The sequence below is a fragment of the Streptomyces sp. NPDC037288 genome, assembly GCF_055603265.1.
The window spans coordinates 1-26,846 of the sequence record NZ_JBVJVY010000028.1 but is presented as its reverse complement, the minus strand read 5'-3'; the positions used below and the strand labels follow the sequence as shown (position 1 = coordinate 26,846).

Sequence of the window (26,846 nt, the reverse complement as noted above, 5' to 3'; positions counted from 1 at the left end):
ACCAGAGCCGACAGGGGAGGTGCGGCTGCGCCCGGGGATCGGGGTGGAGTGCTGCGGCGCTTCCTCGGGTCGGCGGGCAGGCCGAAATCCGTGACCGACACCGCTGCTGACCACCACGCCGGTCTCGCCGCAGGCGAGACCCAGACCGCGACCTTCTCCACCGACGCGGACGGGCAGGCGTGGACTCCGCCCACGTGGGAGGAGATCGTCAGCACCCACAGCGGCCGGGTCTACCGGCTGGCCTACCGCCTGACGGGCAATCAGCACGACGCCGAGGACCTCACCCAGGAGGTCTTCGTCCGTGTCTTCCGCTCCCTGTCGACGTACTCGCCGGGCACCTTCGAGGGCTGGCTGCACCGCATCACCACCAACCTCTTCCTGGACATGGTCCGGCGCAAGCAGCGCATCCGCTTCGACGCCCTGGGCGACGACGCGGCCGAGCGCCTGGCCAGCCGCGAGCCCACCCCGCAGCAGCTCTTCAACGACGCGCACTTCGACGCCGACGTCCAGCAGGCCCTCGACACCCTCGCGCCCGAGTTCCGCGCCGCCGTCGTCCTGTGCGACATCGAGGGACTGTCGTACGAGGAGATCGCCGCGACCCTCGGCGTGAAGCTCGGCACCGTGCGCTCCCGTATCCACCGGGGCCGTTCCCAGCTCCGCAAGGCCCTCGCACACCGTTCCCCGGAAGCCCGCGCCGCCGAGCGGCGCACCTTCCTGGCCCGTGTCCCCGCTCTGGGGGGAGGGGGCGCGACCGCGTGACTGGATCACGGCCGAAACCTGCGGAGGCACACCTCGCAGAGCAGCACCTGGGAGACCGCCTCTCCGCCCTGGTGGACGGAGAGCTCGGTCATGAGACGCGTGAGCGGGTCCTCGCGCACCTGGCCACCTGCGCCCGGTGCAAGGCGGAGGCGGACGCCCAGCGCGCACTGAAGAACGTGTTCGCGGAGGCGGCCCCGCCGCCGCCCTCGGCGAGCCTCCTGGCCCGCCTCCAGGGCCTTCCCGGGGGAGGTGACCTGGACGGCGACGGCATGTCGCCGCCCGGGGGCGGACTCTTCGGAGACGGCCCCGACGACCAGGCCGCCGGATCCGCCGGAGCCTCCGGCGTCTTCGGAGCCTTCGGCGTCTTCGGAGTGAGGCGCGGCGAGCGCTTCGCGTTCGGATACGTCCCCGCCCGCCCGCACGGCACCGCCCCCGTCGGCTCGCATCCCGCCGTCCCGGTACCCGAGGAGCGCGGCTTCCGCATCCATCCCGTCGGCCGCCCGGACGACGGCCGCTCCGCCTCGCGCGGTCTGCGGTTCGCGTTCGCCGCCGCCGGTGCGGTCTCGCTGGCCGCGGTCGCTCTCGGCGGCGTGACCGCCGCCATCCCCGGCGAGACCACCGCGGACGCCCGCGGCGGATCCGGCACCGGCAGCAACGTGGTTCCGGCGCGCTCGGCCGGCACCGGCGCGGGCACGGGCGCTGCCACGGCCGACGGCCAGCGCCGTCGCGCGGTGGGACCGCTGCTCGCCCAGGGTGGCGCACAGTTCGGACAGACACCGGCGGTCCCGACCTCGATGTCCGCGCCGCTGGTCCCCGGGATGCCGTCCCCCGGCCCCGGCCAGCCGCAGGGCGACGCCCTGCGGGGACTGACCGCGCCGGTGGCGGCGGGCGCGGCCGCCGTCTCCCCGCTGATACGTCCGCTCGACGACACCGTGGTCTACCCGCTCACCGCCTGGTCCGCGGTCCCCGGAATGTCCGCTTCCGGCCTGTTGCCCGCCCCCGTCCCCGACGCCCCTTCCGCTCCCTCGCCCTCCCCCTCCACACCCCGCCCGACGCCCTGACCGGCCACTGCGCCACGGCCCGCGAACCTGGTTGAATCCTGTGAGGGCCGTTCCCGCGGCGATGACCCGGGGGCGTAGTCGACGTTCCGTGGCCGCCGCCGAAGCGCGCGGCCACGGCCAGCCGTGGGGAGAGCATGAACGAGGGGAACGGTGTCCCGCCGGAGGCCGGACCGGAGGCGGCGGACGTGACACCGGCCGACCGCACCGACGCCGCGGCCCGCGAGACCACGGAGCGGGACGGAACGCCGGGCGGCAACGGGACGGCCGGAGGCGAGCCGACGGTCTCCGGACAGCCGGATCCAGGGCCGGCCGACACCGGGGCCGTTGACGTCGCGTCGGGCGACTTCCCCTTGGCGCGTCCGGTCGGATCGGTGGACGCCGAAGTGGAGAAGGCCGGGTCGGACGGGGTCGGGGCGGATGAGCCCGAGGCCGCGGTCGACGGGGACTTCGAACTGGCCAAGCCGGCGCCGGGCCCGACGGGCGATGCCGAGGTGGACGGGCGCGCGGCGGCCGGTGCCGAGGCGGACGGGTGCACGGCGGGCGGTGCCGACCCGGAGGGGAGCGGGGCGGTGGGCGGGTCGTCCGAGCACGGGGAGTCTCCGTGGGCGGCCCCCACCGAGCGGCCGAAGCCGTTGCACGCCCCGGACCCCTACGGCACCCCGCCGTACGGCGAGCCCGGCCCCTGGGCGCCCGCACCGCCCGTACAGCACCCGGCGGCCCCCTCGGCCCAGGGGACGTCCGCCCCCACACCGACGGCACCACCGACGCCGGCACCCCTGGCATCGGCAGCCGCGCCGGGGGCTCCCGTGCCCGCACCCGGGCCGGTACCGGGGCCGCACACTCCCGTAGCCGTACCCGCGCCGCACACCGCCGCAGCCGGCGCCCAGGCCGCCGACGCTCCGGCTCCCCCGGGTTCCCCGGCCCCGGTCGGTCCTGCGGGGGACGGGGCTCGCCGCTATGACCCGTGGGCCGTCGGTTCGCCCACCGAGCAGGGGCTGGTGCACGGGGCGTTGCAGCAGACCGGTGCCGGTGTGCTGACGGACGAGCAGCGCAATCGGCGGGCGAAGCGGTTCGCGCTCGTGTGGACCCTCGTGGTCGCCCTCGTCTCCGCCGGCGTCGGCGGGGTCGCCGGCGCGTATGTCGAACGCCAGGACCTGGGCCGTGACGTACGTCTGCCGCAGGCCGGAAGCGGGGCCGCCGGGCGTCCGCCGGTCAGTGTGGCCGGGATAGCCGCCCTGGCGCTGCCCAGTGTCGTCACGCTGCACGTCACCGGGACCGACCAGGCGGACACCGGCACCGGCTTCGTGCTCGACACCCAGGGCCACATCCTCACCAACAACCACGTCGTCGCCCCCGCCGGATCGGGCGGCGCGATAACCGTGACCTTCAGCAGCGGTGACACCGTCAAGGCCAAGGTGGTCGGCCGCGACAGCGGCTACGACCTCGCGGTCGTCCAGGTGCGCGGCGTGCACGGGCTCACCCCGCTGCCGCTCGGCAACTCCGACGACGTCCGGGTCGGCGACCCCGTCGTCGCCATCGGCGCCCCCTTCGACCTCGCCAACACCGTCACCTCCGGCATCATCAGCGCCAAGGAGCGGCCCATCACGGCGGGCGGAGAGAAGGGCGACGGGAGCGACGTCAGCTACGTCGACGCGTTGCAGACCGACGCGCCCATCAATCCGGGCAACTCCGGCGGTCCGCTCCTCGACGCCCGGGCCCGGGTGATCGGCATCAACTCCGCGATCCGTTCGGCCGACAGCGGCTCCGAATCGGACGGCGGCCAGGCCGGCTCGATCGGTCTCGGCTTCGCCATCCCCGTGAACCAGGCCAAGCGCGTCGCCGAGGAACTGATCAACAACGGCCACGCGACCCACCCCGTGATCGGCGTGACGCTCGACATGGCGTACACCGGTGACGGCGCCCGTATCGACAGCAAGAGCGCGGGCGGCGGGCCCGCAGTGACCCGCGGCGGTCCCGGTGACCGGGCCGGTCTCCAGCCGGGCGACCTCATCACCGAGGTCGACGGAGGGCGCGTGCACACGGCCGAGGAGCTGATCGTCAAGATCCGCGCCCACCGGCCCGGTGACCGGCTGCGGCTGACGGTCCGGCGCGACGGCACCGACCGGCAGGTCCCGCTCCGGCTGGGCGCCGCGGAGCAGAACTGACACCCCGGACCAGAACTGACAGAAGTCTCACCTCGGGACGGTACCGGTCGGACAGGAACGCCGGGTACCGTTGAGCGACCGAGGACATCGCAAGGAGCGTCAGGTGTTCAATGACATAGGGCCACTGGAGCTGGTGACGATCATTGTGCTCGCCGTGCTCGTCTTCGGTCCGGACAAGCTCCCGAAGGTCATCCAGGACGTGACGCGCACGATCCGGAAGATCCGCGAGTTCTCCGAGAGCGCCAAGCAGGACATCCGTAGCGAACTCGGTCCGGAGTTCAAGGACTTCGAGTTCGAGGACCTCCACCCCAAGACGTTCATCCGCAAGCAGCTGGACAACGACGAGCTGGGGCTGAAGGAGATCCGCAACGGATTCGACCTGAAGAAGGAGATGGCCGAGGTCACGGACGCCGTCAACGGCCGGGACGGCGATGCCTCGGCGTACTCGGCCTCATCCTCGGCTTCTTCCCCTTCGTCGTCCGGTGGGCGCATCGACATGACCAAGAAGCCCGAAGAGCCCGGCAAGGACGAGCGGCCGCCCTTCGACGCGGACGCCACGTAGCCGCGGGCCGCCGAGCCGAACCCACGTCGACACGCGCACGCGGGCGCATGCGGCGCACGTGACGCGTTTCATAGCACGCACCCGTCGCACACGTCCCGAACAGGGCGTTCGTGCGACCCACGCCTCCAGTGCCTGCCCTGCGGCTCTCACCGGTGTGGATATGCTGCCGAGTTGTTGTGCGGACCGGAGGAGTACGCCCGAAGGGGGGCGGGCCGCCCCGGTCCGACGAGAGCGAGGAGGCGTCCGGGCAGATGGAGACGACGAGTCGGGTGGGCGCGAATCCGCCGGCCGCGGAGGGCGCGCAGCAGCTCCCCTCCGGCCGGCGTACGGTCGACGGTTACCTGCTGGCGCCCTTCCCGTGGTACGGCCTCGACGAGGCGTTCACCGGGCCGCGCTGGCTGATGCAGGTGGGTACGGCGGCCGACGGTGCCGTCGAGCACGGTTCGATCGGGCACGGTGACGAGCCCACCGTACGGGCCGACGCCGGCTCCGCCGGTGAGCCGCGGGAGAAGTTCGCGGTGGTCGTCACCGTCGCCGCGCACCCGTCCCGCAGGAGCGCCGACGGTACCGGACTGCTGGAGGCCACCTCGGTCTCCTCCGCCGCGTGGCTGGCCGGGGTGGGGCTGCTGTCGTTCACCTGGCCCGGGCAGATGGACCACACCCTGCGGGACGACTGGCTGGACCAGCAGACGGAGACCGCGTGGGCTCTGGCCGACGATCTCGAGGGCTCGGAGTGGTCCAAGCTCTCCCTGCCGGTGGACGGGGCGGCGGCCTCGTTCTACTACCGGGAGTCCGAGTTCGGGTGGGTGCTGGCCGGTACGACGGAGGCGGGGGTGCACCTGGGGGCGTACGGGCGCGGGATGAGCGCGTACGGGCTCGGGTTCTCCGCGATCAAGGACGTCGCCGCATACGCGTAGCGGGCGGGGCCCGGGTGCTGCTGCTCCCTGGCCCTGCCGGGTGTGCCTGCTCAGCGTGTCAGGTGTTGGTAGAGCGTCGCCGCGGCCACGAGCTGGACCAAGAGCCAGGCGATCTGACCTGACAGGCCGCGCAGCTGGTAGATCGACACCAGCAGGGCGAACGGGCTCGCCCAGTACTGTCGTTCCTCCCGGAAGGTCGCCATGTCCATCCAGATGCTGGTGAGCGTCAGGACGCTGAGCAGGAGCACGGTGTACAGGATGAGCTGACCGGGATCCGCGTCCGTGAGCTTGATGACCGCAGCGGCCAACAGCCCCGGGATGCCGTAGGCAACAGTGAGAATCCATGCCCGGACCTGGCTCCGGCGTCCGGGCAGCAGACGCCACAGCGCTCCGAGGGTGAAGCCGGCCGCTGCCCATGCCAACTGATAGAGAATCAGGTCGGCGACGAAGTCCGGCAGGCCGGTGGGGCCGTAGAGGATTTGCTCCTGGGCATACGAATCCTGCAACTGAAAATAGACAATGAGCGCGGTGGCCGGCGTTCCGAACCAGAATGCCAGACGTGCCGCGCGTGCCGCGTTGGACCACCAATGTCCCTCCGGTCCCCAGGCCAGGGCGACGTCCAGCACCGAAATCTGCTCCGGCGGATTTCCTCTGGCGCACGCGGCGACCAGCCACTGACGGAGCCGGCGCAGCTGGTCTTCCAGTTGCTCGCAGGTGACCGCGCCTGCGTGTCCCTGGTTCAGCAGGTACATCTGGTGGTTCACGGTGCGGTATTCATGGGCTTTGGTCATCAATTCACGTCGGTGCTTCTCGGTGCCCAGCCTCTGCGTGCAGAAACGGTCTCCCAGCTCGCTCATCACGGACCACCGGCGCCCCATGGCGAGAACGACGTAAAAGGAAATAATATTCAGCGGCAGCCAGACACCGTACAGTGCGCTGGCGCCGACGAAGTTCGCGGCCCGGAGCGGGACGAAGAAGACGAACATCAGGACGACCAGCAGGATATCCGGTTTGCCTGGCCCCAGGGAGAAGCGTTCGTATCTACGACGGCCATGTGCTCGGCGTGGCCTGTTGCGAAAGTGCAACAGGGCCAATAGTGCGATGCCTGTCAATACCCAGCTGTAGGCGAAAAGCCATGTGAGGTCAGTGAAGAAGAAGTTCTCCAAGACGTTGTTCACCGATTTGCTGTAGCCGGCAGAGCCATTGCCCTCGACAAGCCAGCTGACGCGCAGCCACCGTTGCTCGTTCACCCACCAGGCGCATACGAGCAACGTCCCGGCGGCGCCCGCCAGCAGGCAACCGACGGCGCCGACGCACTGGGCCGGGTCCCTTTCCCACCGCGCGGCCCAGTGCCCGAGCAGCAGTCCTCCTTCGCGTGCGAAACGCCACGCCCAGGCGACCATCGCGGCCAACCACAACCACATGGTCGCCAGGCCGAGCAGGACAAGACCCGTGCGACCGAGGACGGTTGCCGTCTGCGGCTGCAGGTCCTCCGGGAGTCCGAAGACATCATGGGCCAGGACCACGAGCAAGCCGATGCCCGCAACCGAACAGGCGGCTGAGACGACGGCGCGCGCCTGGCGACGCTGGACGTCTACTGGGTGGGCCGGCCCGTCAGGTACGGCGCCAGGTGCGGCCGGTGGCGCTTGGCGGCCCCAGGGACGGGCGGCGAAAACCAGGGCCAGGCCTGCAGGGATGCAGAGAAGGGCGTGCCACCGGTTTGTCAGCTGCTGCTGTGAGAGGAGCAGCCGCAGCGTCAGGGCGACCGCTGCGCTGAGCAGGGCCCACTGCAGGAGTGTCTGCGGAAGGCTTGCTCCGCCCTTTGCGTCAGAGTTTTCGACCTGGCCTGTCGATCGCTGGGGCACCACCCCACCCGAGGGTTGCTCGGCCGCCCCGCGCACAGTGGCTGTTTCGGGGCGCCTGGCGCGGAGCGCAGCCAGAGCGAGCAGGATCGAGGCGGACACCCACCATGCGGCAACGCCTGCCGTGCTCAAGGCCGACCGACTGAGGAAGAGCGCCAAAGAGCGCTGTCGGGAGAGCACGATCTCGCCCCTGACCCGCCCGGGGAGCTGATTCCGCCACACCAGGGTGGTCTCGGTGGAAGACGACGCCTGTTCCGACACGTCGTTGAAATTGAGACCGCCCAGATCGGCATCGATCTCTTTCCATCGGATTGTCTGAAGCGTCGGCGGCCGGAGACGAAACATCCACTTCTTGCCTTTGGGGACGATCTCCCAAGGGCCTACCAGGACAGTTCTGTCCGCGGTGATCCAGTCGTACGCAACGTAGCGCACCTCGACCGCGGCGGCGGTGGTGGTCACCGCGGGATCGGGGTGCCACTCGCTCCGCAATCCTGGAGACTCGTTCCCGCGCAACAGACATCGCATCGCCTGGCGGTATTTCGGAGAATTCTCACTGAATGTCAGATGCCTGGCCAGTGGCCACTTCCTTGGGACATCCACCGTGAAATCAGAAGTGACCTGAGGGTGGGCGCGCCTGTGCTGCTGCAACCGGATCGTGGCGTGGACCGTGCTGCCCTTGAGGCCGTCAGAGTGACAGTCAGCACCGGCATTCCGCTGCCCCGCCTCCGCCGTGCCACACCCCCACACGCATGCCACCAGCACCAGAAGCGACAGCAGCCGCCACCACCGGGTCTTCACCATCGGGCCGACACCTCTCCCTGTCCCCGGCGAATCTAGGCAAGGCGTTGTACATGTCATGCGCGGACACACGGCGGAGACCCGACGCGCACCCCATTGGGGGGTGTGCCAGTGGCATTTGCGGGGGCCGGGTCGGCGGCCGACAATGGAAGCCGGTGACCGTCAGCCGATTGACGGAGGAGCCATGACCGACACCAAGGTGGGTGCCCTGCGGAATCCGCTTCCCCGATTCGAGGAGGCCGAGGCACTGGGGCCCCAGGATGCCGAGTTCGTCAAGGACCTGGTGGCGGTGCTGGCCAAGCACGGGAATCTGAACCGTTTCGGCCTGTGCCTGCTGCACGACCACTTCCCGCTCACCGCGGACGAGGTGCTGGTGGAGACGAACGCCCCGAGGGCTCGCACGCTCCACGCTCACGTGGAGAAGGCGGACCGGACACGGCACGCCAAAGCATCGCAATGGCGGTTCGTGCCGCATGCCGAACGTGAGCCGGGCGGGGCCCCCGAAGCGGGCCCCTGCCAGGAGATCATGCTGTGCACCACGCTCGACCTGTGCCCGGGGCACGAGCACGAGGACGGCCGGCGGCGCCGTCCGTGAAAAGGCGGCGGGGCGCCGTCCGTGAAAAGACGGCGCCCCTTCGTCGTGGTGGTGGCAGCCTTTAGAACTTGTTCTTCGGGGTGATCCCCAGAGACAGGCCCGAAAGGCCCCGCTGCCTGCCGCCCAGCTTCCCCGCGATCGCGCGCAGGGCCGAGCCCGCCGGGGAGTCCGGGTCCGTCAGGACCACCGGCTTGCCCTCGTCGCCGCCCTCGCGCAGGCGGACGTCGATCGGAATGGAGCCGAGGACCGGGACGGTCGTGCCCGTCGTCCGGGTCAGGCCGTCGGCGACCGTCTGGCCGCCGCCCGTGCCGAAGACGTCGACCATCTCGCCGCAGTGCGGGCAGGGCAGGCCGGACATGTTCTCGACCACGCCGACGATCTTCTGGTGGGTCTGGACGGCGATGGAGCCGGCCCGCTCGGCCACCTCAGCCGCCGCCTGCTGCGGGGTCGTCACGACCAGGATCTCGGCGTTCGGGATCAGCTGGGCGATCGAGATGGCGATGTCTCCGGTGCCGGGCGGGAGGTCCAGGAGCAGGACGTCCAGGTCGCCCCAGTAGACGTCCGCCAGGAACTGCTGCAGGGCTCGGTGGAGCATCGGGCCGCGCCAGACGACCGGGGCGTTGCCCGGGGTGAACATGCCGATCGAGATGACCTTCACGCCGTTCGCGGACGGCGGCATGATCATGTTCTCGACCTGGGTGGGGCGGCCGTCCGCGCCCAGCATGCGCGGCACGCTGTGGCCGTAGATGTCGGCGTCGACGACGCCCACCTTGAGGCCGTCGGCGGCCATGGCGGCGGCCAGGTTGACCGTCACCGAGGACTTGCCGACGCCGCCCTTGCCGGAGGCGACCGCGTAGACCCGGGTGAGGTTGCCGGGCTTGGCGAAGGGGATCTCGCGCTCGGCCTGGCCGCCGCGCAGGGCCGACGCCAGCTCCTTGCGCTGCTCGTCGCTCATCACGTCCAGCGTGACGTCGACGCGGGTGACGCCCTCGACCCGGGAGACCGCCTCGGTGACGCGCTGGGTGATGGTGTCGCGCATGGGGCAGCCGGAGACCGTCAGGTAGACGGTGACCGCGACCGCTCCGTCCGCGCCGATCTCCACCGATTTGACCATCCCCAGTTCGGTGATGGGTCGGTTGATCTCGGGGTCGTTCACCGTCGCCAGTGCCTCGCGCACCGCGTCTTCCGTAGCCATAAGGACGATGGTACGGCGCCCCGAGGGGCCTGAGGGATGCCTCTCAGCGGTCGTCTGTGTCACGTCCCGGCGGGCGTTCTGCCCGTTCCGCCGGGAATACGACATGCCCGGCGTGCCCGTCGTGACGGCGGCGGTCCTCCAGCTCCTTGACCAGGTCCTGCAGCTCCGATCGGATCCAGTCGCGGGTGGCCACCTCGCCCAGGCCCATGCGCAGCGCGGCGATCTCCCGGGTCAGGTACTCGGTGTCGGCGATGGACCGCTCGTTCTGCTTGCGGTCCTGCTCCAGGTTCACCCGGTCGCGGTCGTCCTGCCTGTTCTGCGCGAGCAGGATCAGCGGGGCCGCGTAGGAGGCCTGCAGGGACAGCATCAGGGTCAGGAAGATGAACGGGTAGTTGTCGAAGCGCAGGTGCGCCGGCGCGGCGATGTTCCACACCACCCACAGGATGATGACGACCGTCATCCAGACGATGAAGCGGCCCGTGCCCAGGAAGCGGGCGATGCGCTCCGACAGCCGGCCGAAGGCCTCCGGGTCCCACTCGGGCAGGAACCGGCGGCGCGGCGGGCGCGGCTGGTCCAGGCGGGGCGTGCGGGGCCGGGTGGCGGCCGTGGCGCCCGCCGGGGTGGTGCGCTCACGGGTGCTCTCACGTTCAGGAGCCATGCGCGGCCGCCCCCTCTCCCTCGTCCAGGTGGAACTCGGTCTCCCGCCAGTCCTCGGGCAGCATGTGGTCCAGTACGTCGTCCACGGTCACCGCTCCCAGCAGCGACCCGGACTCGTCCACCACGGGCGCGGCCACCATGTCGTACGTGGCGAAGAACCCGGCGATGACGGGCAGCGCGGCGTCCGGGGCAAGGGTTTGCAGGTCCTCGTCCAAAAGCGCGCTGACCAGGGTGTACGGGGGGTCGCGCAGCAGCCGCTGGAAGTGCACCGTGCCCAGGTACTTGCCCGTGGGGGTCTCGTCGGGCGGCCGGCAGACGTAGACCTGGGCCGCGAGGGCGGGGGAGAGATCGGGGTTGCGGACCCGGGCGAGCGCGTCGGCGACCGTGGCGTCCGGGCGCAGCACGATCGGCTCGGTGGTCATCAGACCGCCGGCCGTGTGCTCCTCGTACGACATCAGGCGGCGCATGTCGGCCGCGTCGGACGGCTGCATCAGGCTCAGCAGCCGCTCCTTGTCCTCCTCGGGCAGCTCGGAGAGCAGGTCGGCCGCGTCGTCGGGGTCCATGGCCTCCAGGACGTCCGCCGCGCGCTCCTCCTTCAGCTTGCCGAGGATCTCGATCTGGTCGTCCTCGGGGAGTTCCTCCAGGACGTCGGCCAGGCGGTCGTCGTCGAGCGCGGCGGCGACCTCGGCGCGCCGTTTGGGGGAGAGGTGGTGCAGGACGTTGGCGAGGTCGGCGGGGCGCAGCTGCTCGAAGGTGGCGAGCAGGCTCTCGGCGCCCTGCCCGTGCTCCTCCAGCGAGAACCCGGTGACGGCGGACCACTCGGCGGTCAGCGTCTCGCCCCTGGCCCGCCGGAAGGCGGTCGCCTTGCGGCCCTTGCGGACGAAGACGCGGTCGACCTCCCAGTCCCGGCGGGCGGGCAGCTGCTGCACGGACACGTCGAGGACGGTGACCTCCTCGCCGGTCTCCGCAAGCCGCACGCGGCGGTCCAGCAGCTCACCGAAGACCAGCCGCTCGGTGGGCCGCTGTTCGAAGCGCCGGACGTTCATCACGCCGGTGGTGATGACCTGCCCGGACTCGACACCGGTGATCCGGGTCATGGGCAGGAAGATACGGCGCCGGGTGGCCAGTTCGACGACCAGCCCGAGCAGCCGCGGTGGCCTGCGGCCCACGCGCAGCATCACGACCAGATCGCGCACGCGGCCCACCTGGTCGCCGCTCGGGTCGAAGACGGGGACCCCGGCGAGGTGCGAGACGAAGATCCGGGGGGCGCCGGCTGCCATGACTGTGCTTCCTCTGCTGACGTGCCTGGGAATCGCCCTTTGATCGGGTGTTCCGCTTTCTTTGTGAATTGCTCGGATTTGCCCGCTCGGGTGCGCTTCAGGCTAGTCCCTACTGCTCGGATACGCCCTGGTGGGGGGTCCGGACGGACTGGCTCCGCCGGGCCGCCCGGGCACGGGTACGCTGCGGTACTCCGCTCAGGAACCGTCAGAAAGGCGACCCCACCTGTGACTGCGATCCCCCAGGGCCGTACCCGCCGGGCCGGGCGGGTGTCCGCGTTCTGCGCACTCGCCGTGACGGGGACGGTGGTGCTGACCGGGTGCGGCGGCGGCGATCCGGACGCGGGGACGAACGGCGTGGGCAAGCTGCCCGCCGACCGGATCCAGGCGAAGACACGGGCTGCCGCCGAGGGGGCACCGGCGCTACGGCTGTCCGGGACCGTGGTCACCAGCGGGCGGACGTACCAGCTGGACATGCGGCTGAAGGCCGACGGCGGCACCGGGTCGGTGACCTCGAGGGGGGCGACCTTCAAGCTGCTGCGGGTCGGCAGGCAGCTGTATCTGAAGGCCGACGCGGACTTCTGGAACCAGGCCGACGGCAAGGGCGAGGGGGACGGTGCGGCCGGGAAGCTGAACGGCAAGTACGTGAAGGTGCCGCAGGGGGACCCCGCGTACAAGAAGTTCAGCGGCTTCACGGACAAGGGCCTCCTCCTCGACGGGCTGCTGACACTGCACGGCACACTGGCGACCGACGGCCACCACGACGATGCGGGTACCCGCACCATCCGCATCACCGGCGACAAGGGCGCCGGCGGCAGCCTCGACGTCTCCCTGGAGGGCACGCCGTATCCCCTCCGCCTGTCCCGTGCCGGCGGCGCGGGCACCCTCACGTTCTCCGACTGGGGAAAGGACTTCGCCGTAGCGGAGCCCGCGAAGGGTGAGACGGTGGATTACGGCAGGCAGCTGCCGACGTCCTAGTCCGTTGCCGGGAACAGCCCCGCCGGTGCTCTCCCGTTACTTCTTCCGCCGCTTCGAGAGCAGCCTCGGCAAGCCCGCCGGGATCGGCATCCGCGTCGTCACCGGAGTCGGCACCGGCGCCTCCGCCAGGCTGCCGGAAGGCAACGGCGCCACGGACCCCGCCGGAGCCAGGCGCAGCACCCGGCACTCGCGGGACCAGCGGGCCGGCATCTCCTCGCCGTCGGGGGCGTTCAGGCGCTTGCCCTTCAGTTCGGCGACCGCCGCCTCCCACTCGGCGGAGCCGGGTGCCAGCTCGGAGACGGTCGCCGGGAACGTCACCAGCCGGCCGCCCTTGTCCTTGCTGCGCACGGTCACCTCGGCGGTGCCCCCGTCGACCAGCCCCTGCAGCGGCTGCTCACCGGGCCCGTCGCCGACCAGGCACACCGCGCCCTCGTGCCACACGTGCCACAGCGCACGCGCGGCCGGGGCACCGGTGCCCCTGACCCAGATGAGGCCGGACTTCTTGGCGGCCTCCTCGATGAGGGCCCGGTCGAGCAGCTCGCTTGTCATGCGCCCAGCCTATCCAGCGCCGCTCACAGCCAGCCGTTGCGCTTCAGCGTGCGGTGGATGCCGAGACAGATGACGACCGTGATGCCCATGATCACCGGGTATCCGTACTTCCAGTGCAGTTCCGGCATGTACGTGAAGTTCATGCCGTACACCCCGCACACCATCGTCGGTACGGCGATGATCGCGGCCCAGGCGGTGATCTTGCGCATGTCCTCGTTCTGCGCGACGGACGCCTGCGCCAGGTTGGCCTGGAGGATGGAGTTGAGGAGTTCGTCGAAGCCCAGCACCTGCTCCTGGACCCGGGCGAGGTGGTCGGCGACGTCCCGGAAGTACTTCTGGATGTCCGGGTCGATCAGCCGCATCGGCCGCTCGCTCAGCAGCTGCATCGGGCGCAGCAGGGGAGCCACCGCCCGCTTGAACTCCAGCACCTCACGCTTGAGTTGGTAGATCCGGGCCGAGTCCACACCGCGGGACACCCCGCCCTTGCGGCCCGGCGAGAAGACCTCGGTCTCCACCTCGTCGATGTCGTCCTGCACCGCGTCGGCGACCGCGATGTAGCCGTCCACGACATGGTCGGCGATCGCGTGCAGCACCGCCGAGGGGCCCTTGGCCAGCAGCTCCGGATCGTCCTGCAGGCGGTGGCGCAGTGCCCGGAGCGAACCCTGGCCGCCGTGCCGGACGGTGATGAAGAAGTCCCGGCCGGTGAAGCACATGACCTCACCCGTCTCGACGACCTCGCTGTTGGCGGTGAGCCGGTCGTGCTCGACGTAGTGGATGGTCTTGAAGACGGTGAAGAGCGAGTCGTCGTACCGCTCCAGCTTGGGCCGCTGGTGCGCCTGCACCGCGTCCTCGACGGCCAGCGGGTGCAGCCCGAACTCGCTGGCGATACCGGCGAATTCGGCCTCGGTCGGCTCGTGCAGCCCGATCCACACGAAGCCGCCGTCGCGCCGTACCAGCCGCATCGCCTCGTGCGGGGTGAGCGGCTTCGCGCTCGCGACACGGGCACCGTCGCGGTACACGGCGCAGTCCACGACCGCCGAGGGCGTGGCGGGGTCGCGGGTGGTGTCGTACGACGCGCTCGACGTGCTCGTGGGCTTGCGCAGCGAGACACGGGACGGACGGACCACGGCGCGCAGGTCGCGGATCATCGACATGGGCAGGCTCCTTCGCGACAGGCAACGAAAGACCGCCGGCGACGGGTGGAACTACCCGGAATGAGGACGTTTTCACTGCGGATGTTTGGCACGTCCACAAAGCGGGGAGCACCGCACCGTTGCGGTGGCGACTTCGCTACTGATGCAGAACTGATTCGATCAGGCAGATCGGGTGATCAGGCGATCAGGGCAAAGCGAAACGAGGTGCTCTTCCGAAGGGCAACGCGCACGGGAAGGCGGCAGCAGCCAGCCAGAAAACAGCCAGTGACTACATCAACGGGCGGAAGAGCGAGTGGTACTGCACGGTCGACTTCGATCCATGACAGCCCCACCTCCTCCGGCCGGTCCCTCGTAAGGGAGACTCATCGGCGTCGGGACTCGATAGCGACGCTTCTACGTGCTGTCCCGAACCACCGGCTCAGCGTAGCAGCCGCCCGATGTGTCAAGGCGTCGCTTTGCCCGCTACTGACGAGTTCTATGCTCACCGCATGGTTGATGTTCTTCCTCTGGTCGAGGCACGGTTGACCACCGCGCTGGGCGAACCGGACGCGCGCGCCGCCGTCACCTTCCTCGGCACGGACCGCATCGAGGTGCTCCGGTTCCAGGAGGGGGATGTCGTGCGGTACGCCACCCTCGGCATGTCCGCGCACCCCATGACCGACCCCACGGCGACGCTCGCCGACCCGGTCAAGGGCCCCCGCGCCGAACTGGTCCTCTCCGTCCGTGCGGGCCTCGCCGACACCGGCAAGGTGCTCCGTCCGCTCGCCGTGCTGGCCGCGTCCCCGCAGGTGGAGGGGTTGATCGTGACCCCGGGCGCCTCGTTGGACGTGGGCGACCCGCTGTGGCCCGGCGCCCCGTTCACCTCGGTCCTGGTGGGCGAGCCCGGCGGCCTGGTGGAGGACCTGGAGCTGGACGACCCGATGGAGCCGGTGCGGTTCCTGCCGCTGCTGCCGATGACCCCGAACGAGGCCGCCTGGAAGCGGGTGCACGGCGCCCAGGCCCTCCAGGAGCGGTGGCTCGCGCACGGCACGGACCTGCGTGACCCGGTCCGCGGGTCCGTCCCGCTGGACTGAGCGCCGACGTGAGCAAGCTCACCAAGTGACTCCCGGGGGCGGCCAGTTGGCGTCGGGCTTCCCTCCCTTAAGTTAGCTCGCCTAATAAATGCCATGTACATACGACTTTCGGGGTGACAGGTTCCGTCCGGACGGGTGATCGTCCTTGACGTGGGCGGGCAGCGGTAGGACCGTGGAGCTCTATGAGGGGCGAACCCAGTTGCCCGCGGTGTGGTGGCCGGGTCAGGGCTCCCGGTCTCTTCGCCGATGCGTGGCAGTGCGATGTGCACGGCACGGTGTATCCGCTGCAGCCCGTGATCCCGCCCAGCGTCGAAGCCCTCGCTGCCGTTGTGCACCGCACGCACGTCCCGCTGTGGATGCCCTGGCCGCTGCCGGTCGGCTGGCTCTTCACGGGCGTGGCCTACGCCGGCGACGACCGCAGCGGCGGCCGCGCGACCGCCGTGGCCTGCTCCGGACCCGGCCCGCTCGGTGGTCCCGGGGAGCTGATCCTGGTCGCCGAGGAACTCGGCGTCGGTCTCGGCGCACGGTACGCGGGCATCGACGGTCCCGACCCGGGGTCGTACATGAACATCGAGAAGCCGCCGCAGGCCAAGGTCCTGGCCGCCGGCCGCCCGACCCCGCTCTGGCACGTCTACCGCACCCCCGACGACCGTGCGGTCTTCGCCGGCGAGGCCCTCGGGATGTGGGTGTGGGCGGTGATGTGGCCCGAGCAGTCCGGTCTTCTCATGTACGACGAACTGGTGCTGACGGATCTGCGGGACGCGGGGGCGGAGCTGGATCTGGTGCCCTGTGGAGCGTTGTCGCCGCGCTTGCTCCGGCCGTAGCGCCCGCTGGGTGCCGGGTTCCGTTCGTCGCCGGTGCGGGGTGCGGGTGCGTCGTGGTTGCCCGCGCGGTTCCCCGCGCCCCTCGGGTGGGTTCGGTAAAGGGTGCTTCCGGGGTGCGGGTGTGACAGGCGGGCTTCAAAACCCCGCTATCCTTAGGTGTCCCCGTCCGTCATGTTCCCGTCTGGAGTCACCGTGCGTATCGATCTGCACTGTCACTCCACGGCGTCCGACGGTACGGACAGCCCGGCCGAGCTGGTGCGGAATGCCGCTGCCGCCGGGCTGGACGTCGTCGCGCTGACCGATCACGACACCACCCGTGGGTACGCCGAGGCGGTCGCCGCGCTGCCCGAGGGGCTCACGCTGGTGACCGGCGCCGAGCTGTCCTGTCGTGTCGACGGCATCTCCATGCACCTGCTGGCCTACCTCTTCGACCCAGAGGAGCCCGCTCTGCTCGCCGAGCGTGAGCTGGTGCGGGACGACCGGGTGCCGCGGGCCAAGGGCATGATCGCCAAGCTGGACGCGCTGGGCGTGCCGGTCACCTGGGAGCAGGTCGAGCGGATCGCGGCCGGCGGTTCCGTGGGGCGCCCGCATGTCGCGACGGCGCTGGTCGAGCTGGGTGTCGTACCCACGGTGAGCGACGCGTTCACCGAGGAGTGGCTGGCCGACGGAGGCCGGGCCTTCGTGGAGAAGCACGAGACCGACCCCTTCGAGGCGATCCGGCTGGTCAAGGGCGCGGGCGGGGTCTGTGTGTTCGCGCACCCGGCCGCCGCCAAGCGGGGGCGTACGGTCCCGGAGGCGGCGATCGCCGAGATGGCCGCGGCCGGTCTGGACGGCATCGAGGTCGACCACATGGACCACGACGCCGAGGCGCGCGATCGGCTGCGGGGCCTGGCGAAGGACCTGGGTCTGCTGGTCACGGGCTCCTCGGACTACCACGGCAGCCGCAAGACCGTGTCGCTGGGCGCGTACACGACCGACCCCGAGGTGTACGGGGAGATCACGCGACGGGCGACCGGCGCGTTCCCGGTACCGGGCACCGGCGGAGCCTGAGGCCGCCGGCGGCCCTCACGCGCCCGTAGTTCACCCTTTCCAGCAAGGCCAGTACTTCCTCATGTTCGACATCGCCGTCTTCGGCTCCCTGTTCCTGACCCTTTTCGTCATCATGGATCCCCCCGGGATCACCCCGATCTTCCTCGCCCTCACCGCCGGCCGTCCGGTCAAGGTGCAGAAGCGCATGGCCTTCCAGGCCGTGTGCGTGGCGGGCGGGGTCATCGCCACGTTCGGCGTCCTGGGCCACCAGATCCTCGACTACCTGCACGTCTCCGTCCCCGCGCTGATGATCGCGGGCGGGCTGCTGCTCCTGCTGATCGCTCTGGACCTGCTCACCGGCAAGACCGACGAGCCGAAGCAGACCAAGGACGTGAACGTGGCGCTCGTACCACTGGGCATGCCGCTGCTGGCGGGGCCCGGTGCGATCGTGTCCGTGATCCTGGCCGTGCAGAAGGCCGACAGCGTGTCCACGCAGATCTCGGTGTGGTCCGCGATCCTCGCGATCCATGTCGTGCTGTGGCTGGTGATGCGTTACTCGCTGCTGATCATCCGCGTCATCAAGGACGGCGGTGTCGTGCTGGTCACACGGCTCGCGGGCATGATGCTTTCCGCGATCGCCGTGCAGCAGATCATCAACGGGATCACTCAGGTGATCCGGGGGAGCTGAGCCCTCGTCGGCTCGGCTCCCCCGGAAAGCTTGAGTGGCGCGAACGCGTGAGCGTTACGAGGCCTTGGTCTCGGCCGGGCGGATCCACAGGCGCTGTCCGATGGCGGCGGCCTGCTGAACGATCCGGTTGACGGAGGCGGCGTCCACGACGGTGCTGTCCACGGTGGTGCCGTCGACCTCGTCGAGTCGCATGATCTCGAAGCGCATGGGCTTCTCCCTTCGTCTGGTCATCCTCCTGCGGAGAACTACTTGGTGCACCGGCTGTGTATCCGGTGTCGTACGGAGTCAACATGCTCCTTGTTACAAACATTCCCTACGCTAAAGAAATTTTTCGAACGTCTAATTACTGACCGGTAAGGTGAGCGTGTGGGGCCCCGGCGGGACCGATCGGGACCGGTTGTGTTCGCAGCGTGACGACCGGGACAATGGAAGCGATGAACGACGACCTGGCGGCCCTGGGTGCCCGCATCGACCACACGAACGAGCTGCTGAAACGCATGCTCGCCGAGGTGGCGAAGACGCCCTCCACCCACGCGATCTTCGTCGACGCGGGCTACCTGTACGCGGCGGCGGGCCGGCTGGTCGCGGGGACCGAGGACCGCCGGGCCTTCGACCTCGACGCCGAGGGCCTGATCGAGGCCCTCATCGACCGGGCCCGCTCGGTCTTCGCCGACAGCCGCCTGCTGCGCGTCTACTGGTACGACGGCGCCCGCCGCCGCATTCACACCGCCGAGCAGCAGGCCATCGCCGAACTGCCCGACGTCAAGGTCCGGCTGGGCAACCTCAACGCCAACAACCAGCAGAAAGGTGTCGATTCACTGATCCGCACGGATCTGGAGTCCCTTGCCCGGCACCGCGCCATCAGCGACGCGGCGCTCCTCGGCGGCGACGAGGACCTGGTCTCGGCGGTCGAGGCGGCTCAAGGCTACGGCGCCCGTGTCCACCTGTGGGGCATCGAGGCGCCCGAGGGCCGTAACCAGGCCGAGCCGCTGCTCTGGGAGGTCGACAGTCAGCGCACCCTCGACCTGGAGTTCTTCAAGCCGTACGTCTCCCGCCGTACGGCCGCCTACGAGGCCACCTCCGGTGCCCGTCCCAGCCGCGAGGACGTCCGCTTCGTCGGCGCCCAGATCGCGGCCAAGTGGCTGGCCTCCCGGGGGCGTGAGGCCCTGGTCGAACTGCTCCCCGGCCACCCCTACCTTCCCGGCTCCGTCGACCAGGACCTGCTGGTCGAGGCCGAGAGCCTGCTGCAGTACTCCCTGCGCGGCCAGGCGGACCTGCGCCGCGCCCTCAGGGACGGTTTCTGGCACCATCTGCAGGCGCAGTACTGACCCCGCTGCGCAGTCCCACCCCGTTACGCGGTCTGTTACGTCGTTCTAACCCCGGACGCCCACGGCGTCCCAGAAGTCGGCGAGGGCGCGCGCCGTCGTCAGGGGCTGGTCGGTGTTCGGGGAGTGCTCGGCATCCTCGATCACCGTCCGCCGTGCGTTCAGCCGTACCGCCATGTCGTCCAGCAGGGGCAGCGGCCAGGTGTCGTCCCGTGAGCCGGACAGGATGTGGAACGGCAGCGGTACGGCGGCCAGTTCCGCGATCCGGTCCGGTTCCGTGCACAACTGGCGCCCGGTGGCGAGCAGTTGGGCGGGCTTGGTGCCCAGCCAGCGGCGCCGCAGGTCGTTCCGGTCGTCCAGGCCGTCGTCGAGCGCGGGCGTCTCGGTCTCCTCGGGCGGCTCCATCGCCTGGATCGCCTCCCACACCTCCGCCATCGACATCACGGCGAGCGCGTCCCGCAGCAGCTTCACACGCTGCTGCTGGGACTCCGAGATCTGTGCGGGGCCGGACGCCATGAGGGTGAGCGACCGGAAGGGGGTGTGGTCGAGCAGGACGGCGGCGCGTGAGATCTGCCCGCCGAGGGAGTGCCCCAGCAGATGCACCGGCTGCCCGAGCACCTCGGCCTGAGCCAGCACATCACGTGCCAACTCCTCTTGCGCATAGGCGGATTGATCGCTCTCGGGCCCGTCCGACTCGTACTGGCCGCGCCCGTCGACGGCGACGGTCCGGTACCCGCGCTCCGCGAGCGGCACGTGCAGCGGATTGAAGTCCTCCTTGCTCCCGGTGAACCCCGGCAGCAACAGCGCGACCCCTCGCGGCTCGACCCCGTCGGCCACGGGAGCGTCGACAACGGCGAACTCCCCCCGCGCGGTTCGCAGGGAGTACGCCCGAGCACCGGGCGGCGGGAGGAAGGTGGCGGGCCTGCTCATGGGGAGAGGCTATCGGGCCGGGGGAGGGGGCGGCGGGGGAGGGGAGGCGCGGAGCCGCTGGTGAGCGCGGGGAACTGCGGGAGGGAGCGGCGGCAGGGTGGGGGCGGAAACGCGACGGCCCGGTCCACCTGGGTGGACCGGGCCGTCGGTGACGGTGTGCCGGATCAGCCTTCGGTGGCCTCGACGGCCGCCGTGGCCTTGCGGGTACGGCGGCGCGGCTGGGCCTCCGGCTCCTCGGTCGCCTGTGCCGGGATCTCCACGGCGGCGGCCTTGCGGGTCCGTCGCGGCTTGGCGGCCTCGGCGGTCTCGGCGGTGTCCACCGCGGCTTCGGCGGCGGCGGCCGTCTTGCGGGTCCGTCGCGGCTTGGCCTCGGCCTCGGGGGCTTCCGGCGCGGCTGTGGCGGTCTTCCGTGTGCGGCGGGGCTTGGCCTCGGCGGCCTCGGCCGTGTCCGCTGCGGTCTCGGCGGCAGCGGCCGTCTTGCGCGTGCGGCGGGGCTTGGCCTCGGTGGCCTCGGCGGTGTCCAGCGCGGCTTCGGCGGCGGCGGCCGTCTTGCGGGTCCGTCGCGGCTTGGCCTCGGCCTCGGGGGCTTCCGGTGCGGCTGTGGCGGTCTTCCGTGTGCGGCGGGGTTTGGCTTCCGCGGTCTCGGCCGTGTCCGCTGCGGTCTCGGCCGTGGCTGCCGTCTTGCGCGTGCGGCGGGGCTTGGCCTCGGTGGCCTCGGCGGTGTCCACGGCGGCTTCGGCGGCGGCGGCCGTCTTGCGGGTCCGTCGCGGCTTGGCCTCGGCCTCGGGGGCTTCCGGCGCCGCAGCGGCCGTCTTGCGCGTGCGGCGCGGCTTGGTCGCCGGGGCGGGCTCCTCCGCCGGGACCTCGGTCACGACGGACACGGTCTCGACGACCGGCTCCGCTGCCTTGCGGGTACGGCCGCGGGGCTTGGTCTCCGTGCCTTCGGCCGTGTCCACGGCGGCCTCGGCGGTCTTCCGGGTCCGTCGCGGCTTGGCCTCGGCGGTCTCGGCGGTGTCCACCGCGGTCTCGGCCGTGGCTGCCGTCTTACGGGCGCGGCGCGGCTTGGCCTCGGCCTCCGCCTCGGGGGCCTCCGGTGCGGCAGCGGCGGTCTTCCGGGTCCGTCGCGGCTTGGCCTCGGCGGTCTCGGCGGTGTCCATGGCCGTCTCGGCGGCAGCTGCCGTCTTGCGGGTGCGGCGGCGGGGCTTGGCCTCCGTCGTCTCGGCCGTCGCCTCAGGCGCCGGGCTTTCCTCGACCACGGGGGCGGGATCCACGGGCTCGGGCTGTGCCGGCACCTCCGCGAGCGCGGAGTCCGTCGGCTGCGGAGCCTGCGCGTCCGCGTTCCTGCGGGTGCGGCGGCGACGCGGGTTCGCCGCAGCCTCCTGCTCCGGCGTGGCCGGCGCGGGCGCGCCCTCCGCGGTGTCCAGCGACTCGACGGCGGCCTCGGCCGCTGCCGGCTGCGCCGGAGCACCGGCGCGCGTACGGCGACGGCGGCGCAGGGTGCGGGGAGCCTGGGACTCCTCGACGCCAGTGGCGTCCGCCGTGCCGGACTCGGCGGTCGGCGCCGCAGGGGTCGCAGCGGCGTCGACCGGTGCTCCGCCGCGGGTACGGCGGCGACGGCGCGAGGTGCGGGTCGTACGCTCGCGCTCGGCGGTGCCGGACTCGGGACGGCCGTCACGCTCGCCACGGCCACCACGGCCACGGCCGCGTGCGCCACGCCCGCCGGTCTCGCCCAGGTCCTCCAGCTCCTCCGCGTCCAGCCCGGCACGGGTCCGCTCCGCGCGCGGCAGGACGCCCTTGGTGCCCTCGGGGATGCCCAGGTCGGAGAACAGGTGCGGGGACGAGGAGTACGTCTCCACCGGGTCGTTGAAGTCCAGCTCCAGCGCCTTGTTGATCAGCTGCCAGCGCGGGATGTCGTCCCAGTCGACGAACGTGATCGCCGTACCCTTGGCGCCCGCGCGGCCCGTACGGCCGACCCGGTGCAGGTACGTCTTCTCGTCCTCGGGGGACTGGTAGTTGATGACGTGGGTCACGCCCTCGACGTCGATGCCGCGCGCGGCGACGTCGGTGCAGACCAGGACGTCTACCTTGCCGTTGCGGAAGGCACGCAGCGCCTGCTCGCGGGCGCCCTGGCCGAGGTCGCCGTGGACCGCGCCGGAGGCGAAGCCGCGGCGCTCCAACTGCTCGGCGATGTCGGCCGCCGTGCGCTTGGTCCGACAGAAGATCATCGCCAGCCCGCGGCCCTCGGCCTGCAGGATGCGGGCGGCCATCTCCGGCTTGTCCATGTTGTGCGCGCGGTAGACGAACTGCTTGATGTTCGCGACCGTCACGCCCTCGTCGTCCGGCGCGGTGGCGCGGATGTGCGTGGGCCGGGACATGTAGCGGCGGGCGAGGCCGATGACCGCGCCCGGCATGGTCGCCGAGAACAGCATGGTCTGGCGCTTGGCCGGCAGCATGTCGATGATCTTCTCGACGTCGGGCAGGAAGCCCAGGTCGAGCATCTCGTCGGCCTCGTCGAGGACCAGGCACTTGACGTGCTTCAGGTTCAGCTTCTTCTGGCCCGCGAGGTCCAGCAGCCGGCCGGGGGTGCCGACGATCACGTCGACGCCCTTCTTCAGGGCCTCGACCTGGGGCTCGTAGGCCCGGCCGCCGTAGATCGCCATCACGCGCACGTTACGGACCTTGCCGGCCGTCAGCAGGTCGTTGGTGACCTGCGTGCACAGCTCGCGCGTGGGGACGACGACGAGCGCCTGCGGGGCGTCGGTGAGGGCCTCGGGGGCGGCGCGTCCGGCCTCGACGTCGGCGGGGACGGTGACGCGCTCGAGGAGCGGAAGGCCGAAGCCCAGCGTCTTGCCGGTACCGGTCTTGGCCTGGCCGATGACGTCCGTGCCGGAGAGGGCGACGGGGAGCGTCATCTCCTGGATGGGGAAGGGAGTGATGATGCCGACGGCTTCCAGGGCCTCGGCGGTCTCCGGGAGAATTCCGAGGTCTCGAAACGTTGTAGTCAGGGTCATGCCTCTTCTGTGTGCGCGGTGCGAGGCGAGCGCGGGGGTCATGTGCGACCGTGCCGGGGGGACGTCGGCTGCCGTACGGGCGAACCATTCAAGGCAAGCCGTAAGACACGGGACCTCTGCCGACGCTCTAGCGCTCGTACCGCTGAGGGTGTCCCTCCGGTCGTCGTACGGACTGTGCCGTACGGCCAGGGAGGGCTGTCGGGTCGGAGCCGATCGGGCCACCGACCGGGCATCCTCATGCGTGCGCCCTGTCCGGAGACGTCGACCACCGTCGACGCACTCTTGCAGGCGCATTACCACCATACCCCGGATTCACGCACATGCGATGGCCGATTTGGTCACGTCATGGTCGTCACAGTGGTTGACCAGGAGCTCAGAGGGGGGCCGAGCGGGCTATTGTGCGGCTCATGACTAGCTCTGACAAGCCTGAGAACGGGTCCGCCGCCTCCGCCGAACCCACCGGTGTCGCCGCCCAGGACTGGGCGCAGGCCTCCGCCGACCCGCAGTACCGCGCCGCCGTCGTGGACCTGCTCGGGGCGCTCGCGTACGGCGAGCTGGCGGCGTTCGAGCGGCTCGCGGAGGACGCGAAGCTGGCTCCGACCCTCGCGGACAAGGCGGAGCTGGCGAAGATGGCCTCGGCCGAGTTCCACCACTTCGAGCGGCTGCGGGACCGGCTGACCGAGATCGGCGAGGAGCCGACGGCTGCGATGGACCCGTTCGTCGCGGCCCTGGACGGCTTCCACCGCCAGACCGCGCCCTCGGACTGGCTGGAGGGCCTGGTCAAGGCGTACGTCGGCGACTCGATCGCGAGTGACTTCTACCGGGAGGTCGCGGCACGTCTCGACTCCGACACGCGTGAACTCGTTCTCGCCGTTCTCGACGACACCGGGCACGCGGGGTTCGCGGTGGAGAAGGTGCGGGCCGCCATCGACGCCGACCCGCGGGTGGGCGGCCGGCTGGCGCTGTGGGCGCGGCGGCTGATGGGCGAGGCGCTGTCGCAGTCCCAGCGGGTCGTCGCCGACCGGGATGCGCTGTCGACGATGCTCGTCGGCGGGGTTGCCGACGGGTTCGATCTCGCGGAGGTCGGGAAGATGTTCTCGCGGATCACGGAGGCGCACACGAAGCGGATGGCCGCGCTGGGCCTCGCGGCCTGAGCGCCGTCGCGCTTCGTGGGGGGTGCTCGCGGGGACGCTCGCGGCTGCGGGCCCGTTGTCGCTCGTCGCGCGGTTCCCCGCGCCCCCGGGGTGTTGTCCCTGGCGTCCGCTGCGAAGGCGCCTTTGCTACGCCGTCAATGATCGTCGGCGGAGGTGGCCTGCCGGGCGCAGGAGCAGGGACAAGGACGCCGCCGAGATGATCGCGGCGCCCAGGAGGCTCGGCCAGGTGGCGGCGGAGCCGAGGGCGGTGTGGGTGACGAAGTCGCCGAAGAGGGCGCCGGCGACGCCCGTCGAGAGGACCAGCGGGCGGGCCGGCAGCCGGTGGGACAGGCGGTACGTCGCGATCAGGGCGAGGGCCAGACCGAGCACTGCGGAGCCGAGTGCTTCCAGGATCATGTCGGGGTCCCTCCCACGGCCGGTCTGCCTTGAACGGTCGTAGCCCGTCATACCCGTGACCTGCGGAGCACAATCCTCCGCTGTGGAGAAGTTGTGCGCCACATGTGTGCGCCGTCCATGCGGAAGGGCCCGGCGGCACAGGCCGCCGGGCCCTTCTCACGAGGTCGGGCTACAGTGCGCCGAACCCCACCTTGCGCACGGTCGGCTCGCCGATCTCCACGTACGCCAGCCGGTCGGTCGGCACCAGGACCTTGCGGCCCTTCTCGTCCTGGAGGCTCAGCAGCGGCGTCTTGCCGGACAGTGCCTCCGACACCAGGTGCTCGACCTCCTCGACGCTCTGACCGCTCTCCAGAACGATCTCGCGGGGCGCGTACTGCACGCCGATCTTGACCTCCACGGCTTTGTCCCTCCGACGGTCAGTGATGAGCGCGATCTTCCGCGCCGTACTCAGCACACATTAGTCCGGTGAGGGGACGTACACGCTGCGGACCGGAACGCCGTCAGCGAACAGCGCACGGGAACAAACGGCCGTCAGTGGTGTTCGCTGCCGTGCAGGGGGAAGCCGGCGATGCCCCGCCAGGCCAGCGAGGTGAGCAGCTGCACCGCCTGTTCGCGCGGCACGCTGCGGTCGCTGTGCAGCCAGGAGCGGGCCACCACCTGGGCCAGACCGCCGAGTCCCGAGGCGAGCAGCATCGACTCCGCGCGCGAGAGGCCGGTGTCCTCGGCGATGACGTCGCAGATCGCCTCGGCGCATTCGTTGGTGACCTTGTCGACGCGCTCGCGCACCGCCGGCTCGTTCGTCAGGTCAGACTCGAAGACCAGCCGGAAGGCGCCGCCGTCGTCCTCGACGTACGCGAAATAGGCGTCCATGGTGGCCCGGACGCGCTGCTTGTTGTCGGTCGTCGACGCCAGCGCGCTGCGCACGGACTGGATCAGCGACTCGCAGTGCTGGTCCAGCAGGGCGAGGTAGAGGTCGAGTTTGCCGGGGAAGTGCTGGTAGAGCACCGGCTTGCTCACGCCGGCCCGCTCGGCGATGTCGTCCATCGCCGCCGCGTGATAGCCCTGTGCGACGAAAACCTCCTGGGCGGCGCCCAGCAGCTGGTTCCGTCGAGCGCGGCGCGGCAGACGGGTGCCACGCGGGCGGGCCGCCTCAGTTTGCTCGATGGCTGTCACGCCGCCTCCCAAAGTCGTCCATATCGCGGTGTCAGCCGCGCCGCCATCGTACTTTTCGGTAACCGTGATGTGCGCGGTGCGAGCGCAGAATTTCACGTACCGGACGGCTGCGAAAGCGGCAGTGGGTCCCGGTGAGGCCGCAGGAGTGCGCCGACGTCGGCGGCAGGAGTGCCGCGACGTCAGCGGTAGTCGTCCTCGTCGAGTGAGACCACGCGCGCCTGTTCGACCAGATCGGCCTCGTTCGCGCGGTCCGGATCCACTCCCGTCAGGGGGTCGTCGCGGTCCGGCTTGATGTCCGTCTGCTGCTCGGCGGCGTCCACCTCCGGGGCCTCGACATCGATCTCGGGGGTCGTGTCGGCCTCCAGGTCCTCGATCGCGTCGGGCTCGGTCGGGTCATAGGCCATGGTGGGCTCCCTTCCTACGAACGTCCCTGGAAGAAGCAGGGGCCACATGCGGGTGCCCTCTGTACGAGCCTAGGAGACGGCAGTTCCGGACGCCATGCCGTCTCGTCCGTTCGTCGCCCCTGTTCACCGGTCGGGGGGGGGGGGGGGGGGGGGGGGGGGGGGGGGGGGGGGGGGGGGGGGGGGGGGGGGGGGGGGGGGGGGGGGGGGGGGGGGGGAAGGGGGGGGGGGGGGTGCGGGGGGGGGGGGGGGGGGGGGGGGGGGGGGGGGGGGGAGCAGGGGGGGGGGGGGGGGGGGGGGAAGACAAAAAAGA

General features: G+C 71.0%; 26 protein-coding genes. 13 read left to right on the top strand and 13 right to left on the bottom strand.

The window, feature by feature from the left end; translation table 11 throughout:
• Nucleotides 1-48 precede the first annotated feature (48 nt).
• From sigE to ACZ7GZ_RS27525, 5 genes are all read left to right on the top strand, one after another.
• Complete coding sequence (sigE, locus tag ACZ7GZ_RS27545) at nt 49-759, top strand: RNA polymerase sigma factor SigE (RefSeq protein WP_471028159.1); 711 nt, start codon at nt 49-51, stop codon at nt 757-759.
• Nucleotides 756-1,820 carry a zf-HC2 domain-containing protein gene (locus ACZ7GZ_RS27540; protein WP_471028157.1) on the top strand — a complete coding sequence of 355 codons (1,065 nt, stop codon included), beginning with the start codon at nt 756-758 and terminating at the stop codon, nt 1,818-1,820. Before sigE ends, ACZ7GZ_RS27540 begins: the two co-directional genes overlap by 4 nt.
• A gap of 134 nt (nt 1,821-1,954) precedes the next feature.
• On the top strand, nt 1,955-3,985 hold the full coding sequence (locus tag ACZ7GZ_RS27535; protein WP_471028156.1) for a S1C family serine protease: 2,031 nt from the start codon (nt 1,955-1,957) through the stop codon (nt 3,983-3,985).
• A gap of 103 nt (nt 3,986-4,088) precedes the next feature.
• A complete protein-coding gene (locus tag ACZ7GZ_RS27530; RefSeq protein ID WP_471028154.1) occupies nt 4,089-4,547 on the top strand; it encodes a sec-independent translocase in 459 nt (152 codons plus the stop codon).
• A 251-nt stretch (nt 4,548-4,798) separates the two neighbouring features.
• Nucleotides 4,799-5,464, top strand: a complete 666-nt coding sequence (locus ACZ7GZ_RS27525; protein ID WP_471028151.1) for a hypothetical protein — start codon at nt 4,799-4,801, stop codon at nt 5,462-5,464.
• A gap of 50 nt (nt 5,465-5,514) precedes the next feature.
• Here the strand turns inward: ACZ7GZ_RS27525 and ACZ7GZ_RS27520 are convergent, their stop codons facing one another.
• Nucleotides 5,515-8,127 carry a DUF6185 family protein gene (locus tag ACZ7GZ_RS27520; RefSeq protein ID WP_471028148.1) on the bottom strand — a complete coding sequence of 871 codons (2,613 nt, stop codon included), beginning with the start codon at nt 8,125-8,127 and terminating at the stop codon, nt 5,515-5,517.
• A gap of 181 nt (nt 8,128-8,308) precedes the next feature.
• Here ACZ7GZ_RS27520 and ACZ7GZ_RS27515 point away from each other — a divergent pair, with 181 nt between their 5' ends.
• A complete protein-coding gene (locus tag ACZ7GZ_RS27515; protein ID WP_471028146.1) occupies nt 8,309-8,719 on the top strand; it encodes a hypothetical protein in 411 nt (136 codons plus the stop codon).
• A gap of 61 nt (nt 8,720-8,780) precedes the next feature.
• Here the strand turns inward: ACZ7GZ_RS27515 and ACZ7GZ_RS27510 are convergent, their stop codons facing one another.
• The 3 genes from ACZ7GZ_RS27510 to ACZ7GZ_RS27500 are packed head-to-tail and all read right to left on the bottom strand — an operon-like array spanning nt 8,781 to nt 11,851.
• Nucleotides 8,781-9,914: an Mrp/NBP35 family ATP-binding protein gene (locus ACZ7GZ_RS27510; protein WP_471028145.1), complete on the bottom strand. Its 1,134-nt coding sequence runs from the start codon at nt 9,912-9,914 to the stop codon at nt 8,781-8,783.
• A 43-nt stretch (nt 9,915-9,957) separates the two neighbouring features.
• Nucleotides 9,958-10,572 carry a DUF1003 domain-containing protein gene (locus ACZ7GZ_RS27505; RefSeq protein WP_471028143.1) on the bottom strand — a complete coding sequence of 205 codons (615 nt, stop codon included), beginning with the start codon at nt 10,570-10,572 and terminating at the stop codon, nt 9,958-9,960.
• Nucleotides 10,562-11,851: a magnesium transporter MgtE N-terminal domain-containing protein gene (locus ACZ7GZ_RS27500; protein ID WP_471028141.1), complete on the bottom strand. Its 1,290-nt coding sequence runs from the start codon at nt 11,849-11,851 to the stop codon at nt 10,562-10,564. Before ACZ7GZ_RS27500 ends, ACZ7GZ_RS27505 begins: the two co-directional genes overlap by 11 nt.
• 225 nt (nt 11,852-12,076) lie before the next feature.
• Between ACZ7GZ_RS27500 and ACZ7GZ_RS27495 the strand changes: the two genes are divergently transcribed.
• Complete coding sequence (locus ACZ7GZ_RS27495) at nt 12,077-12,826, top strand: hypothetical protein (RefSeq protein ID WP_471028139.1); 750 nt, start codon at nt 12,077-12,079, stop codon at nt 12,824-12,826.
• A gap of 36 nt (nt 12,827-12,862) precedes the next feature.
• Here ACZ7GZ_RS27495 and ACZ7GZ_RS27490 read toward each other — a convergent pair whose 3' ends face one another.
• Nucleotides 12,863-13,375: a hypothetical protein gene (locus ACZ7GZ_RS27490; RefSeq protein ID WP_471028137.1), complete on the bottom strand. Its 513-nt coding sequence runs from the start codon at nt 13,373-13,375 to the stop codon at nt 12,863-12,865.
• 23 nt (nt 13,376-13,398) lie between these two features.
• A complete protein-coding gene (locus ACZ7GZ_RS27485) occupies nt 13,399-14,529 on the bottom strand; it encodes a magnesium and cobalt transport protein CorA (protein ID WP_471028136.1) in 1,131 nt (376 codons plus the stop codon).
• 488 nt (nt 14,530-15,017) lie between these two features.
• Here ACZ7GZ_RS27485 and ACZ7GZ_RS27480 point away from each other — a divergent pair, with 488 nt between their 5' ends.
• The 4 genes from ACZ7GZ_RS27480 to ACZ7GZ_RS27465 all read left to right on the top strand — a co-directional run bounded on the left by ACZ7GZ_RS27480 (nt 15,018) and on the right by ACZ7GZ_RS27465 (nt 18,143).
• Nucleotides 15,018-15,602 (top strand): suppressor of fused domain protein, encoded by a 585-nt coding sequence (locus ACZ7GZ_RS27480; protein WP_471028134.1) that lies wholly within the window; start codon nt 15,018-15,020, stop codon nt 15,600-15,602.
• 182 nt (nt 15,603-15,784) lie between these two features.
• Nucleotides 15,785-16,426: a DUF6758 family protein gene (locus tag ACZ7GZ_RS27475; protein ID WP_471028131.1), complete on the top strand. Its 642-nt coding sequence runs from the start codon at nt 15,785-15,787 to the stop codon at nt 16,424-16,426.
• Between the two features lie 192 nt (nt 16,427-16,618).
• Nucleotides 16,619-17,476: a PHP domain-containing protein gene (locus ACZ7GZ_RS27470; RefSeq protein ID WP_471028130.1), complete on the top strand. Its 858-nt coding sequence runs from the start codon at nt 16,619-16,621 to the stop codon at nt 17,474-17,476.
• Nucleotides 17,477-17,537: 61 nt separating this feature from the next.
• Complete coding sequence (locus ACZ7GZ_RS27465) at nt 17,538-18,143, top strand: MarC family protein (RefSeq protein ID WP_471028129.1); 606 nt, start codon at nt 17,538-17,540, stop codon at nt 18,141-18,143.
• 54 nt (nt 18,144-18,197) lie between these two features.
• Here the strand turns inward: ACZ7GZ_RS27465 and ACZ7GZ_RS27460 are convergent, their stop codons facing one another.
• On the bottom strand, nt 18,198-18,350 hold the full coding sequence (locus ACZ7GZ_RS27460) for a hypothetical protein (RefSeq protein ID WP_019058373.1): 153 nt from the start codon (nt 18,348-18,350) through the stop codon (nt 18,198-18,200).
• 218 nt (nt 18,351-18,568) lie between these two features.
• Here ACZ7GZ_RS27460 and ACZ7GZ_RS27455 point away from each other — a divergent pair, with 218 nt between their 5' ends.
• A complete protein-coding gene (locus ACZ7GZ_RS27455) occupies nt 18,569-19,471 on the top strand; it encodes an NYN domain-containing protein (protein WP_471028310.1) in 903 nt (300 codons plus the stop codon).
• Between the two features lie 45 nt (nt 19,472-19,516).
• Here the strand turns inward: ACZ7GZ_RS27455 and ACZ7GZ_RS27450 are convergent, their stop codons facing one another.
• The gene (locus tag ACZ7GZ_RS27450) at nt 19,517-20,398 is read right to left on the bottom strand and encodes an alpha/beta fold hydrolase (protein WP_471028126.1); all 882 of its coding nucleotides are present in this window, start codon (nt 20,396-20,398) and stop codon (nt 19,517-19,519) included.
• 164 nt (nt 20,399-20,562) lie between these two features.
• Entirely contained in the window at nt 20,563-23,310 is a 2,748-nt protein-coding gene (locus ACZ7GZ_RS27445; RefSeq protein WP_471028307.1) for a DEAD/DEAH box helicase, read from the bottom strand.
• Between the two features lie 506 nt (nt 23,311-23,816).
• Between ACZ7GZ_RS27445 and ACZ7GZ_RS27440 the strand changes: the two genes are divergently transcribed.
• Nucleotides 23,817-24,563: a ferritin-like fold-containing protein gene (locus ACZ7GZ_RS27440; RefSeq protein WP_399764319.1), complete on the top strand. Its 747-nt coding sequence runs from the start codon at nt 23,817-23,819 to the stop codon at nt 24,561-24,563.
• Nucleotides 24,564-24,689: 126 nt separating this feature from the next.
• Here the strand turns inward: ACZ7GZ_RS27440 and ACZ7GZ_RS27435 are convergent, their stop codons facing one another.
• The 4 genes from ACZ7GZ_RS27435 to ACZ7GZ_RS27420 all read right to left on the bottom strand — a co-directional run bounded on the left by ACZ7GZ_RS27435 (nt 24,690) and on the right by ACZ7GZ_RS27420 (nt 26,536).
• Nucleotides 24,690-24,959, bottom strand: coding sequence for a hypothetical protein (locus ACZ7GZ_RS27435; protein WP_471028125.1), 270 nt, complete (start codon nt 24,957-24,959; stop codon nt 24,690-24,692).
• Between the two features lie 169 nt (nt 24,960-25,128).
• Complete coding sequence (locus tag ACZ7GZ_RS27430) at nt 25,129-25,356, bottom strand: DUF3107 domain-containing protein (protein WP_471028124.1); 228 nt, start codon at nt 25,354-25,356, stop codon at nt 25,129-25,131.
• Nucleotides 25,357-25,490: 134 nt separating this feature from the next.
• Entirely contained in the window at nt 25,491-26,132 is a 642-nt protein-coding gene (locus ACZ7GZ_RS27425; protein ID WP_471028123.1) for a TetR/AcrR family transcriptional regulator, read from the bottom strand.
• A 179-nt stretch (nt 26,133-26,311) separates the two neighbouring features.
• Nucleotides 26,312-26,536, bottom strand: coding sequence for a hypothetical protein (locus tag ACZ7GZ_RS27420; RefSeq protein WP_471028122.1), 225 nt, complete (start codon nt 26,534-26,536; stop codon nt 26,312-26,314).
• Nucleotides 26,537-26,846: the final 310 nt, after the last annotated feature.

Bases quoted from the DNA above. Each gene is read 5' to 3' on its own strand.
- ACZ7GZ_RS27505 (WP_471028143.1), bottom strand. From the start codon at position 10,572: ATGGCTCCTGAACGTGAGAGCACCCGTGAGCGCACCACCCCGGCGGGC.
- ACZ7GZ_RS27515 (WP_471028146.1), top strand. From the start codon at position 8,309: ATGACCGACACCAAGGTGGGTGCCCTGCGGAATCCGCTTCCCCGATTC.
- ACZ7GZ_RS27465 (WP_471028129.1), top strand. From the start codon at position 17,538: ATGTTCGACATCGCCGTCTTCGGCTCCCTGTTCCTGACCCTTTTCGTC.
- ACZ7GZ_RS27440 (WP_399764319.1), top strand. From the start codon at position 23,817: ATGACTAGCTCTGACAAGCCTGAGAACGGGTCCGCCGCCTCCGCCGAA.
- ACZ7GZ_RS27485 (WP_471028136.1), bottom strand. From the start codon at position 14,529: ATGTCGATGATCCGCGACCTGCGCGCCGTGGTCCGTCCGTCCCGTGTC.
- ACZ7GZ_RS27435 (WP_471028125.1), bottom strand. From the start codon at position 24,959: ATGATCCTGGAAGCACTCGGCTCCGCAGTGCTCGGTCTGGCCCTCGCC.
- ACZ7GZ_RS27460 (WP_019058373.1), bottom strand. From the start codon at position 18,350: ATGCGCTTCGAGATCATGCGACTCGACGAGGTCGACGGCACCACCGTG.
- ACZ7GZ_RS27480 (WP_471028134.1), top strand. From the start codon at position 15,018: ATGGTTGATGTTCTTCCTCTGGTCGAGGCACGGTTGACCACCGCGCTG.
- ACZ7GZ_RS27445 (WP_471028307.1), bottom strand. From the start codon at position 23,310: ATGACGCTCCCCGTCGCCCTCTCCGGCACGGACGTCATCGGCCAGGCC.
- ACZ7GZ_RS27455 (WP_471028310.1), top strand. From the start codon at position 18,569: ATGGAAGCGATGAACGACGACCTGGCGGCCCTGGGTGCCCGCATCGAC.
- ACZ7GZ_RS27500 (WP_471028141.1), bottom strand. From the start codon at position 11,851: ATGGCAGCCGGCGCCCCCCGGATCTTCGTCTCGCACCTCGCCGGGGTC.
- ACZ7GZ_RS27520 (WP_471028148.1), bottom strand. From the start codon at position 8,127: ATGGTGAAGACCCGGTGGTGGCGGCTGCTGTCGCTTCTGGTGCTGGTG.
- ACZ7GZ_RS27420 (WP_471028122.1), bottom strand. From the start codon at position 26,536: ATGGCCTATGACCCGACCGAGCCCGACGCGATCGAGGACCTGGAGGCC.
- ACZ7GZ_RS27535 (WP_471028156.1), top strand. From the start codon at position 1,955: ATGAACGAGGGGAACGGTGTCCCGCCGGAGGCCGGACCGGAGGCGGCG.
- ACZ7GZ_RS27510 (WP_471028145.1), bottom strand. From the start codon at position 9,914: ATGGCTACGGAAGACGCGGTGCGCGAGGCACTGGCGACGGTGAACGAC.
- ACZ7GZ_RS27450 (WP_471028126.1), bottom strand. From the start codon at position 20,398: ATGAGCAGGCCCGCCACCTTCCTCCCGCCGCCCGGTGCTCGGGCGTAC.
- ACZ7GZ_RS27525 (WP_471028151.1), top strand. From the start codon at position 4,799: ATGGAGACGACGAGTCGGGTGGGCGCGAATCCGCCGGCCGCGGAGGGC.
- ACZ7GZ_RS27490 (WP_471028137.1), bottom strand. From the start codon at position 13,375: ATGACAAGCGAGCTGCTCGACCGGGCCCTCATCGAGGAGGCCGCCAAG.
- ACZ7GZ_RS27475 (WP_471028131.1), top strand. From the start codon at position 15,785: ATGAGGGGCGAACCCAGTTGCCCGCGGTGTGGTGGCCGGGTCAGGGCT.